Below are 11661 nucleotides of genomic sequence, written 5' to 3' on the forward strand. Positions count from 1 at the left end.
AAGGCGCCTCCCCACCGGGCCAGCCAGCCCCGTCAGTGCACGGGCGGCACCGACACCGCCATCACCATCTCCATGGGCACAGCGCCGTCGTTGCCCGGACCGAACGGTCCGGGGCCGCGCCGTGTCTCACCTCGCGGGGAGCCGTCAGGCCGCCCCTTCCTCGCCGGTGCGGCGGCGCGAGAGGTAGAGCGCCGAGCCGACCGAGCCCGCCACGAGCGCGGCGCCCATGCCGACCTCCTTCAGGTCGAAGCCGCCAGCCGTGCCGCCGCTGCCGGCGCGGACGCCGTGCCGGTAGTGCTCGGACCTGCCGCCGCCCTCGCCGCCTCCGCGGCCGTCCTCGTCACGGCCGCCGCCTCCGCGGCCGTCCTCGTCGTCCTGGTATCCGGAGCGGCCGCCGCCTTGGCCACCGCCCTGACCGCCGCCTTGCCCGCCGCTGTGGCCGCCGCCTTGGCCGCCTCCCTGGCCGCCGCCTCGGCCGCCGCCCTGAGAGCCGCCCTGACCGCCCCCTTGGCCGCCGCCCTGGGCGCTGCCGCCACCGCGGCCCCACGACTGGCTGTCGCCGCCCCCGTAGGAGCCGCCGTTACCGCCGCCGTTGGCGAGGGCCGCGGGCGCGCAGGCGGTCAGGGCGCCGATGCCCAGCAGTGCCGCCGAGAGAACGCCTATCACGCGCATGATGAATCCTCCGGGTCCCCGAGGAGCAGCCGCGGACCTTCTCCGCTTGTGCCGGAAATGCGCCTCGATGATCGAAACGCTAGGAAGATGTGCACCCCGGCGCGATCTCACCCGGGCGAACGGGGCAACCGCGTGCGCCGCACAGGTGAGGCCCCGTCAGCCCGTGAGGTGCGGGAACAGCGCGAGGAAGGGACCCGCCGACGCCCCCACGCCCCTGCTGTAGGGCGCGTCGAAGTCCCAGATCAGGAAGAGCAGGAAGGCGATCAGCGCGGAGAACAGGCCCGCCAGCACCAGTTCCCGCGTCGTGCGCCGGATCTGGAGCGCGAACACCATGCCGATGGTCACGGCCGCCCCGGTGAGCAGCCCGAACCACACCACGCCCGGCATGGTCGCCCCGGTCGCGTCGGCGCGCGCGGTGCGGGCCTGGTCGGCGGCGGTCACCTGGTCGACGAGCGGCTGGTACGCCTGCGCCTCGAAGTCCGACTTCGGCTGGTAGTCGGTGACGTCCGCGCGGATCTTCGCCAGCAGCCGGCCGCCCTGCGCGGTGACCTGGCCGTGCCGGGACATCGCCTTCCACTCGGTGGTCACGACCTGTCCGACATAGGCGTTGACATCGGCGCGGATGCGTTCGCGGACGTCGGGCGGGTAGACCCGCACCCGCTCGGAGATCTCGTGCAGCGCCTGGGCCTCCGCCTGGACGTGGTCCTGCGCGGAGACCCGCGCCTCCCAGACCCCGGCGATGGCCAGACCCAGGACGATGGCGTAGACCACTCCGATCCACATCGTCATGTACTCGATGACGTCCGGAGTCTCGTCAGGATCGTCGTCCTCGGCCGCCGTGCGGTGCCGCACCAGGGTGACGACGATGACCACGGCGCAGGCGGCCAGCATCGCGAGGGCGAGAACAAGCCATTCCGACAACGGATTCCTCCAGAGGTCAGCGGGGGCGGAGCGCGGCGACCGCGACCAGGGCGGGCACCGCGATCAGCAGGACGTAGGTGATCGGCGACGGGCCGTTCCGGGGGGCGTGCCGGCGGAGGTGGGGGCGGTAGCGGGGGTAGGCCACCGGCTTCGCGGACGGGCGCGGCCGAGGTGCGGGCGGCGGCGTCGGACGCGGCCGGGGCGCGGGCTTCGGCGGGCGCGGCGGAGGTTCGACCGGCCGGGGCGGCGGCAGCCGGGGCACGGGCCGGGCGGCGGGGGCGGGCGGCTTCGGCCGCGCCGGAACGGGCCGCGGTTTCGGCGGCGCCGGCCGGGGGGCGGGCCTGGGCGGTGGGGGCGGCGGCGGTGGGGGAGGTGCGGGCGCCGGTGTCGGCGTGGGCGCGGGGCTGGGGGTGGGCGTGGGGGCGGGAGTCGGGCTGGGCGGCGGCGGGGGTGCGGGGCACGAAGGGAATGAGGGGAACGCGGGGGACGAGGGAAACGCGGGGGACGAGGGGAACGCGGAGACCGCGGACCAGGCGCCGTCGCCGGCCACCGACACGGCCACCAGTCCGCCGGGGCCCGTGGAGGCGTACGCGCAGGCGTCGGCCGCCGCCGGAGAGGCCGGGGCCCCCAGGCACGTCCACGCCAGGGCCGCCGGCGCCAACACCCGCAAGGTCAGGGCGGTTCGGGTCGGATTCGGTCGATGCACGACGGAGATCATGAGCCGCCGGAGACCGGGGCACGCCACGGAGGGCGGGGATTGCCCCGAAGGAGGGACCCTGGTGACGTGGGGGTTTGAGCACTCGGCAGCCCGACGGCCAGGCATGCGCACGCGCGTGCGGCGCGTGCTGCGGGTGCGGACCGACGGGACCGCGCCCGGTCCGGCGGGCGGCGCGCTCTCGGGCCGGGCGAAGAAATTCCCGGTGCCGTTGAAGAAGAAATTCCCGGCGCCGTTGAACACGAGGGCCGCCCGCATGCGTACCCAGTGTCGTGCGGCGGCGCAGCAGGGCGCGGCAACACTGTTCGAAACATGGGGAGTTGACGATGAAGACCTCCTGGCGGAGCGCTTCGCTCACGGCGACGGCCGTAGCCGTGCTGGCGCTGACGACAGCGTGCGGTCAGGACGGCGCCCCCGCGGCGAGCAGCCAGAACGTGGGTGCGACCGCCCCGGCCGCCGGACTGGGCGACTCCGCGTCCGGGTCCGGCACGGCCGCCCCGGCCGGTACGGGCAACGGCTACGGCGCCGACGGGCAGCAGGGCGCCGCCGGAACGCCGAAGCCCGCGGGCCGCCTGGCCGTCGTCCAGAACGCCAAGCTGGGCAAGACGCTCACCGACAGCGCCGGAATGACGCTGTACCGCTTCGACCAGGACACCGCCGAACCCTCCGAGTCCAACTGCGACGGCCCATGCGCCACCGCCTGGCCGCCGGTCCCCGCCGACGACGCCTCGGCCGGCGCGGGCGTCGACAAGGCGCTGCTGGGTGAGGTCACCCGCACCGACGGCTCCAAGCAGCTCACGATCGCCGGCTGGCCCGCCTACCGCTTCGCCAAGGACACCAAGGCCGGCGACGTCAACGGCCAGGGCAAGGACGGCAAGTGGTACGCCCTGGCGCCCAACGGCAAGAAGGCGACCCTGGCCGGGATGCCGGGCCTGTGGGTGAAGAAGACCGAGCTGGGCGACATCGTCGTCGACAGCAACGGCATGACGGTCTACCGCTTCCTCAAGGACAAGGCGTGGCCCAAGTCGGTGTCGGCGTGCACCGGGGCCTGCCTGGAGAAGTGGCCGGCCGTGGCGCCCGTGCCCCCGAACGACACCAAGGGCGTCAAGAAGAAGGGTCTGATGGGCTTCACCCGCCCCGACGGGACCAAGCAGATGACCGTCAACTGCTGGCCGATCTACACCTTCTCCGGAGACCGCGTCCCCGGGGACACCAACGGCCAGGGCATCGGCGGCACGTGGTACGCCGTGTCCCCCGAAGGAAAGCCGGTCGGCGCGCCCAAGTAGGCGGGCGCCGGGAGGAGGCGGGGCCCCGCGGCCCCGCGAGCCTCCCGGCTCCCCGGCCTCGGCTCCTCCGTGCAACAGCTTCTTGCTTCTTCGCTTCTCCGACTGCTCAGCTCCTCAGCTCCTCGGCGTCGTGTGCTCGCTCCCAGGCCCCGGTGGGCCCGCTCGGGCCGGACCGCTCCCTCCCTACCGCACGGAGGGGGCGGTTCGTCATGTCCGCAGTTCGGTGCAATCCACCGTGAGGCGGGCGCCGGTCCGGTGCGCGAGAGCCCAGGCGGTGACCGGGAACGGATGGTCAATTTCCGTTTCCGCTCGCTCCTTTGGCGGGCGATCAGTAGCCTCGGCTCGAACACCGGATCGCCTACGCTGTGGAGAGAAGATGGAGCGTCCCGCCTGGGCGCCGCGGAGCATCGACGTCTCGGTGCCGAGCGTCGCGCGCATCTACGACTACTACCTGGGCGGTTCGCACAACTTCGAGGCAGACCGGGAAGCGGCCCGCAGGGCCATGGACTTCCTGCCGGGGCTGCCCAAGATCATGCAGGCGAACCGGGCGTTCACGCGGCGCGCGGTGCGCTTCGCCGTGGACCAGGGCATCACCCAGTTCCTGGACATCGGATCGGGCATCCCCACCTTCGGCAACGTGCACGAGGTCGCCCAGGCGGCCCGCCCCGGCGCCCGCGTGGTGTACGTCGACCACGACCCGGTGGCCGTCGCCCACAGCGAGGCGGTCCTGGCGGACAACGACGACGCCGGGGCCGTGGCCGCCGATCTGCGCAAGCCTCACGAGATCCTCGCGAGCCCGCCCGTCGGGCGGCTGATCGACCTGAATCGGCCAGTAGCCCTGCTGCTCGTTGCCATACTGCACTTCGTGGAAGACACGGACGACCCGTACGGTGCGGTCGCCGCACTGCGCGACGCGCTCGCGCCTGGCAGCCTGCTCGTCCTCACGCACGCCTCCCCCGAGGGGATTCCGCTGCCGGCGGAGCGGAGCGAGGGCGCGGTCGAGGTGTACAACGACATCCGCAACCCACTGATCATGCGCTCGCGCGAGGAGATCGCGCGGTTCTTCGAGGGGTACGACATGGTGGAACCCGGACTGGTGCCGATGCCGCACTGGCGGCCGGAGACCGCGCCGGAGGACGAGGATCCGTACGCCTTCTCCGGATTCGCCGGCGTCGGGCGCACGGCGTGACCGCCGAACCGGACGGGCCGGAGGACAGACTGCGCCGGCTGACGACGATCTGGAGCCGCGCCGTCTTCCCGGTCACGTCCACGTCGCTGACCCGCCCGGAGTTCGAGCAGCGACTGCTGCCCCTCGCGAGCCGGTTGAGCCGGGCGCTGCGCGCCAGGGCGTTCGACGCCGCGGAGGGCGAGGCGGTCGGCGCCGCCCTGGTCGGCGCGCACTGCACCGCGCCCGAGGCGCTGAGCCGTTCCCTGGACTGCGTCGACGCCTACCTGGTGCTCTACTGCGGCGAGGACGGCGACCCGGAGGACATGCGGGCCCGCTCCTCGCGGCTCCAGCACGCGATGGCCGCGGGGTTCGCACGGGCGCTGCGCGAGCGCACCCTCGCCGAGCAGGAGGCGATCGGCCAGGCCGCGCTGCGCGCCCAGGGCGTCGTCGCACAGGCGCTGCACGCCAGCGAGGCCCGGTTCCGGGCGGTGTTCGAGGGCGCCGCCATCGGCATCGGCATCGCCGACCTGGAGGGCAACGTCCTCCAGGTCAACGGCGCGTTGCTGCGCATGTTCGGCGGCTCCGAGCAGACCATGCGAGGCCGCAACGTCCGGGAGTGGACGCACCCCGAGGACGCCCCGCAGGTCTGCCGGCTGTACGAGGAACTGGTGCGCGGCGAACGCGAGCACTACCACACGGAGAAGGCGTTCTACCGGCCTGACGGAACGGTTCTGTGGACCAACCTCACCGTCTCCCTGCTCCGCGACCCCGACGGCGATCCGCAGTACCAGCTCGCCCTGATGGAGGACACCACCGAGCGGCGGCTGCTCAACCTCCGGCTGCGCTACGAGGCCACCCACGACGCGCTCACCGGCCTGCCCAACCGCACCCTGTTCTTCGAGCGTCTGGAGAAGACGCTGAACGCGGGCGAGGGCCGCCGCTTCGGCCTGTGCTACCTGGACCTGGACGGCTTCAAGACGGTCAACGACAGCCTCGGCCACGCGGCCGGGGACCGGCTCCTGGTGGAGGTCGCCGACCGGCTCCAGGCGTGCGCGACCGCGCCCGGCGAGATGGTCGCCCGGCTCGGCGGCGACGAGTTCGTGGCCCTGACCACCGGGCCGGACACGGAGCGCGAGGTCGACGAACTCGCCTCCCGCATCATGAACGCCCTGGTCGCCCCCATCCGCATCGACGGACGGGAGCTGACGGTGCGCGGCAGCGTCGGCGTCGTGGAGGGCCCGGTGGGGGAGCGCAGCGCGGCCGAGGTGCTGCGCAGCGCCGACATCACCATGTACCGCGCCAAGTCGGCCGGCGGCAACCGCTTCGAGCTGGCCGACCCGGAGGCCGACGCCCGCGCCATCACCCGGCACGGGCTCACCACGGCGCTGCCCACCGCCCTGGACCGGGACGAGTTCTTCATCGAGTACCAGCCGCTGGTGCACCTCGGCGACGGCAGCGTGCGCGGCGCCGAGGCGCTGGTGCGCTGGCTGCACCCGCAGCACGGCGTCCTCGGCCCCGACCGGTTCATCCCGCTCGCCGAGCACACCGGGCTGATCGTGCCGCTCGGCCGCTGGGTGATGGAGCAGTCGGTGCGTCAGGCCCGCGCGTGGCGCGAGCGGCACGGCGACGGCCTGGCCAGGCCGCCGCGCATCAACGTGAACCTCTCGCCCTGCCAGCTCACCCATCCCGGACTCGTGCAGGACACCGTGGAGATCCTGGAGCGGGCCGGGGTGGCGCCCGACGCGCTGTGCCTGGAAGTGACCGAGTCGGCGCTGATCGGCGCGGACGACGACCTGCTCAAACCGCTGCGCCGGCTGGCCGAGATGGGCGTGGACATCGCCCTGGACGACTTCGGCACCGGCTACTCCAACCTGGCCAACCTGCGGCGGCTCCCGGTGAGCGTGCTCAAACTGGACCGCTCCTTCACCCAGGGCATGCAGCGGTTCCCCGCCGACCCCGTCGACCTGAAGATCGTCGAGGGGATCGTCGCGCTGGCCCACAGCCTGGACCTCGCGGTCACCGTGGAGGGCGTGGAGACCGGCGCCCAGGCCGAGCAGCTCCGCCTGCTGGGCTGCGACACGGCCCAGGGCTGGTACTACGCCCGCCCCGGCCCCCCGGACCGGGTGCACGAGCTGGCCCTGGCGGACGCCACGAGCTGACCGGACCGGCCCCGGTCACCCCGCCGCAGGGCGGCGGCCCCCGCAACCCGCACGTCGGGGTGCGGCTCCCGGACCTCGCACGCTGGGCGGCGGCCGCCTCGAACCTGCACGTCGGGGCGCGGCCCCTGGAACCCGCACGCAAGGGACGGCGCCTCGAACCCGCACGTCGGAGCGCGGCTCCTGGACCCCGCACGCTGGGCGGCGGCCGCCTCGAACCCGCACGTCGGGGCGCGGCCCCTGGACCCCGCACGCAAGGCGGCGGCGCCTCGAACCCGCACGTCAGGGTGCGGCTCCTGCAACCCGCACACCGAGGCGCGGCCGCCGCACCGGAACTCGCTAGGGACCGCCGGGCGGTCACCGCTCCAGCAGCATCCGCTGAAGCTCCCTGGCCGCCCGCGGCGGCGCCACGTCGCTGCGGTGCGCCAGCGCGATCGTACGGTGCAGACCCGGCCGGGCCAGCGGGGTGACGCGCAGCCGCCGCCCGGAACGGGTGGCGACCATGCGCGGGACCACCGCCACCCCGAGCCCGGCCCGCACGAAGCCGAGCACCGCGTCCATCTCGCCGCCCTCCACCGCGAGGTCCGGCTCGAAGCCCTCCGCGCGGCACGCGGCGACCGTCAGGTCCCGCAGGTCGTAGCCGTGCCGGAACATCACCAGCCGCTCGCCCTCCAGATCGGCGATGCGGACCGTGCGCCCCCCGCCGCCGGGCGCGGGCGCCTCCGGCGAGGACACCACCACCAGGTCCTCGCGCAGCAGCTCCACCGTGGTCAGCGCGGGCGAGGGGCTGGGCAGCGGGAGCACCACCAGCGCAAGATCCAGGGCGCCGCGCGCCAACTCGCGCACCAGGTCGTGGGAGCCGCTCTCCTGGACCAGCAGCCGGATGCCGGGATAGCGGTCGTGGAAGGCGCGCAGCACGTCGGGAAGCAGACCCGTGCACAGACTCGGCGTCGCCCCCAGCCGCACCCGTCCGCGGCGCAACTGCGCCAGCTCCTGCACCTCGTGCCGGGCGGTGTCGGCGTCGGCCAGGATGCGCCGGGCCAGCGGCAGCAGCGCCTCCCCGGCGTCGGTCAGCGTGATGTTGCCGCGCGCCCGCCGGAACAGGTCCGCGCCCAGCTCCCGCTCCAGCGCCTTGATCTGCTGCGACAGCGAGGGCTGGGCGACGTGCACCCGCTCGGCCGCCCGGGTGAAGTGCCGGGTCTCGGCGACCGCCACGAAGTACTGGAGCTGCTGGAAGTGCACCCCGCCATCATAGCTCCGCCCTATCGAAACGAGCCGTACCATGTCTTGGACCGATGGGCGTGTGCCGCTCTACCGTCTGTCCCATGGCTCTGGCAACGCGGACGGACCGACGGCCGTCCATGGCGCGCACCGTGTGGGACTCGACCGTCGGCAAGAAGGCCGTCATGGCGGTCAGCGGCCTGATCATGCTGCTGTACCTGGTCGCCCACGTGATCGGCAACCTGAAGATCTTCTTCGGAGCGGGCGAGTTCAACGCCTACGCCCACTGGCTGCGCACCGTCGGCGAGCCGTTCATGCACTACGCGTGGACCCTCTGGCTCGTCCGGATCGTCCTCGTCGTCGCGGTCGTCGCGCACGCCGTCTCCGCCTACCAGCTCAGCCGCCGCGACCTGCGCGCCCGGCCCGACAAGTACGTGCACAAGCGGCCCCGGGCCAGCTACGCCACCCGCACCATGCGCTGGGGCGGGATCATCCTCGGCCTCTTCATCGTCTGGCACCTCCTCGACCTGACCACCGGCACCGTGCACTCCGGCGGGTTCCAGGCGGGCCACCCGTACCAGAACGTCGTGGACACCTTCTCCACCTGGTACGGCGACGTGATCTACATCGTGGCGATGCTCGCGCTCGGCCTGCACGTGCGGCACGGCTTCTGGAGCGCCGCCCAGACCCTCGGCGTTGGCGGCCGCACCCGCGACCGCGTCCTGAAGACCGTCGCCAACGTCCTCGCAGTGCTGCTCACGGCCGGCTTCATCGCCGTGCCCGTGGGCGTGATGACCGGAGTGGTGAGCTGACATGACCTCCTACGCCGCCTACACGACCGGCGCGCCGGTCGCCGACGCCAAGGCCCCCGCCGGCCCGATCAACGAGCGCTGGGACACGCGCCGTTTCGAGGCCAAGCTCGTCAACCCCGCCAACCGGCGCAAGCAGACGGTCATCGTCGTCGGCACCGGACTGGCCGGCGGCTCCGCGGGCGCCACCCTGGCCGAACAGGGCTACCGCGTCGTCCAGTTCTGCTACCAGGACTCCCCGCGCCGCGCCCACTCCATCGCCGCGCAGGGCGGCATCAACGCCGCCAAGAACTACCGCAACGACGGCGACTCCATCCACCGGCTGTTCTACGACACCGTCAAGGGCGGCGACTTCCGCTCCCGCGAGTCCAACGTGCACCGCCTCGCCCAGATCTCCGTGCAGATCATCGACCAGTGCGTGGCCCAGGGCGTCCCCTTCGCCCGCGAGTACGGCGGCCTGCTCGACACCCGCTCCTTCGGCGGCGTCCAGGTCTCCCGCACCTTCTACGCCCGCGGCCAGACGGGCCAGCAGCTCCTGCTCGGCGCCTACCAGGCGCTGTCGCGGCAGATCGCCGCCGGGAACGTCGAGATGCACTCGCGCACCGAGATGCTCGACCTGATCGTCGTCGACGGCCGGGCCCGCGGCATCGTGGCCCGCGACCTGGTCACCGGAGAGATCGACACGTACATGGCCGACGCCGTCGTGCTCGCCTCCGGCGGCTACGGCAACGTCTTCTACCTGTCGACCAACGCCATGAACTCCAACGCGACCGCCGTCTGGCGGGCGCACCGGCGCGGCGCCTACTTCGCCAACCCCTGCTTCACCCAGATCCATCCCACCTGCATCCCGCGCACCGGCGATCACCAGTCCAAGCTGACCCTGATGAGCGAGTCGCTGCGCAACGACGGCCGCATCTGGGTGCCCAAGGCCAAGGGCGACGACCGTCCGCCGCACCAGATCCCCGAGGACGAGCGCGACTACTACCTGGAGCGCGTCTACCCCTCGTTCGGCAACCTGGTGCCCCGCGACATCGCCTCCCGCGCCGCCAAGAACGTCTGCGACGAGGGCAGGGGAGTGGGCCCCGGCGGTCAGGGCGTCTACCTGGACTTCGCCGACGCGATCCAGCGCATGGGCCGCAAGAAGGTCGAGGAGAGGTACGGCAACCTCTTCGACATGTACGAGCGGATCACCGCGGAGAACCCCTACGAGACGCCGATGCGGATCTACCCCGCCGTGCACTACACGATGGGCGGCCTGTGGGTCGACTACGACCTCCAGACCACCGTCCCCGGCCTGTTCGCCGTCGGCGAGGCCAACTTCTCCGACCACGGCGCCAACCGCCTGGGCGCCTCCGCGCTGATGCAGGGCCTGGCCGACGGCTACTTCGTGCTGCCCGCCACCGTCAACGACTACCTGGCCCGCCACCCGCACCAGGAGCAGGTCACCGGCGACCACCCGGCCGTCCGGGAGGCGGTGGCCGAGACCGAGGACCGGCTGAGCGCGCTCCTCGCCGTCGACGGAGACCGCACCCCGGACTCCTTCCACCGCGAACTGGGCGAACTCATGTGGGAGTTCTGCGGCATGGCGCGCAACGAGGCCGGACTGCGCGAGGCCCTGGAGCGCATCCCGCGCATCCGGGAGGAGTTCTGGCGGCGCGTCAAGGTCCCCGGCGTCGGCGAGGAGTTCAACCAGTCGCTGGAGAAGGCCAACCGCGTCGTCGACTACCTCGAACTCGCCGAGCTGATGTGCCTCGACGCCCTGCACCGCGCCGAGTCCTGCGGCGGCCACTTCCGCGAGGAGTCCCAGACCCCCGACGGCGAGGCCGCCCGCGACGACGACGCGTTCTCCTACGCGGCCGCCTGGGAGTTCACCGGCGCCGGCGAGGCCCCCGCCCTGCACAAGGAAGACCTGGTCTTCGAGTACGTCCACCCCACCCAGCGGAGCTACGCATGAAGCTCACCCTGCGCGTCTGGCGGCAGAAGAACGCCGACGCCGACGGCGCCATGTCTTCCTACGAGGTCGACGGCATCTCGCCCGACATGTCCTTCCTGGAGATGCTGGACGTCCTCAACGAGCGGCTCATCCTCGAAGGCGAGGACCCCGTCGCCTTCGACCACGACTGCCGCGAAGGCATCTGCGGCGCGTGCAGCCTGGTCATCAACGGCGACGCGCACGGCCCCGAGCGCACCACCGCCTGCCAGTTGCACATGCGGTCCTTCCAGGACGGCGACGTCATCGACGTCGAGCCGTGGCGGGCCGCCGCCTTCCCGGTGGTCAAGGACCTCGTGGTGGACCGCTCCGCCTTCGACCGCATCATCCAGGCCGGCGGCTACATCACCGCGCCCACCGGCGCCGCCCCCGAGGCGCACGCCGCGCCCGTGCCCAAGCCGGACGCCGACTTCGCCTTCGAGCACGCCGAGTGCATCGGCTGCGGCGCCTGCGTCGCCGCCTGCCCCAACGGCGCGGCGATGCTCTTCACCTCCGCCAAGGTCAACCACCTGGGCGTCCTCCCGCAGGGCGCGCCCGAACGCGAGACCCGCGTGCTGGACATGGTGGCCCAGATGGACGAGGAGGGCTTCGGCGGCTGCACCCTCGCGGGCGAGTGCGCCACCGCGTGCCCCAAGGGCATCCCGCTGTTCTCGATCACCAGCATGAACCGCGAGTGGCTGCGCGCCGCCCGCAAGGCCGGCAAGCGGTAGCGCGCGGCACACC

10 protein-coding genes are annotated in these 11661 nt (G+C 73.0%); 6 read left to right on the plus strand and 4 right to left on the minus strand.

Translation table 11 applies throughout. The features are described from left to right. Nucleotides 1-144 precede the first annotated feature (144 nt). From ABZ861_RS19930 to ABZ861_RS19940, 3 genes are all read right to left on the minus strand, one after another. Complete coding sequence (locus ABZ861_RS19930) at nucleotides 145-672, minus strand: hypothetical protein (RefSeq protein WP_361631833.1); 528 nt, start codon at nucleotides 670-672, stop codon at nucleotides 145-147. Nucleotides 673-828: 156 nt separating this feature from the next. Beyond that, nucleotides 829-1593, minus strand: a complete 765-nt coding sequence (locus tag ABZ861_RS19935; RefSeq protein WP_361631835.1) for a DUF4239 domain-containing protein — start codon at nucleotides 1591-1593, stop codon at nucleotides 829-831. A 16-nt stretch (nucleotides 1594-1609) separates the two neighbouring features. Continuing rightward, nucleotides 1610-1738: a hypothetical protein gene (locus ABZ861_RS19940; protein WP_361631837.1), complete on the minus strand. Its 129-nt coding sequence runs from the start codon at nucleotides 1736-1738 to the stop codon at nucleotides 1610-1612. An 896-nt stretch (nucleotides 1739-2634) separates the two neighbouring features. Here ABZ861_RS19940 and ABZ861_RS19945 point away from each other — a divergent pair. The 3 genes from ABZ861_RS19945 to ABZ861_RS19955 all read left to right on the plus strand — a co-directional run bounded on the left by ABZ861_RS19945 (nucleotide 2635) and on the right by ABZ861_RS19955 (nucleotide 6921). Beyond that, nucleotides 2635-3594 carry an SCO0930 family lipoprotein gene (locus ABZ861_RS19945; protein ID WP_361631839.1) on the plus strand — a complete coding sequence of 320 codons (960 nt, stop codon included), beginning with the start codon at nucleotides 2635-2637 and terminating at the stop codon, nucleotides 3592-3594. 376 nt (nucleotides 3595-3970) lie between these two features. Then, entirely contained in the window at nucleotides 3971-4783 is an 813-nt protein-coding gene (locus ABZ861_RS19950; protein ID WP_361631841.1) for an SAM-dependent methyltransferase, read from the plus strand. After that, nucleotides 4780-6921: an EAL domain-containing protein gene (locus ABZ861_RS19955; RefSeq protein ID WP_361631843.1), complete on the plus strand. Its 2142-nt coding sequence runs from the start codon at nucleotides 4780-4782 to the stop codon at nucleotides 6919-6921. Before ABZ861_RS19950 ends, ABZ861_RS19955 begins: the two co-directional genes overlap by 4 nt. A 354-nt stretch (nucleotides 6922-7275) precedes the next feature. On the opposite strand, the gene ABZ861_RS19960 is transcribed toward ABZ861_RS19955, so the two are convergent. Next, entirely contained in the window at nucleotides 7276-8160 is an 885-nt protein-coding gene (locus ABZ861_RS19960; RefSeq protein ID WP_361631845.1) for a LysR substrate-binding domain-containing protein, read from the minus strand. A gap of 119 nt (nucleotides 8161-8279) precedes the next feature. Between ABZ861_RS19960 and ABZ861_RS19965 the strand changes: the two genes are divergently transcribed. The 3 genes from ABZ861_RS19965 to ABZ861_RS19975 are packed head-to-tail and all read left to right on the plus strand — an operon-like array spanning nucleotide 8280 to nucleotide 11648. Next, the gene (locus ABZ861_RS19965; protein WP_361632179.1) at nucleotides 8280-8951 is read left to right on the plus strand and encodes a succinate dehydrogenase; all 672 of its coding nucleotides are present in this window, start codon (nucleotides 8280-8282) and stop codon (nucleotides 8949-8951) included. Between the two features lies 1 nt (nucleotide 8952). Beyond that, on the plus strand, nucleotides 8953-10902 hold the full coding sequence (locus ABZ861_RS19970; RefSeq protein WP_361631847.1) for a fumarate reductase/succinate dehydrogenase flavoprotein subunit: 1950 nt from the start codon (nucleotides 8953-8955) through the stop codon (nucleotides 10900-10902). Beyond that, nucleotides 10899-11648: a succinate dehydrogenase/fumarate reductase iron-sulfur subunit gene (locus ABZ861_RS19975; protein WP_361631849.1), complete on the plus strand. Its 750-nt coding sequence runs from the start codon at nucleotides 10899-10901 to the stop codon at nucleotides 11646-11648. Before ABZ861_RS19970 ends, ABZ861_RS19975 begins: the two co-directional genes overlap by 4 nt. The last annotated feature ends 13 nt before the right edge of the window (nucleotides 11649-11661 follow it).

It is taken from the genome of Streptomyces sp. NPDC046985 (genome assembly GCF_040644415.1).
Classification (GTDB): domain Bacteria; phylum Actinomycetota; class Actinomycetes; order Streptomycetales; family Streptomycetaceae; genus Streptomyces.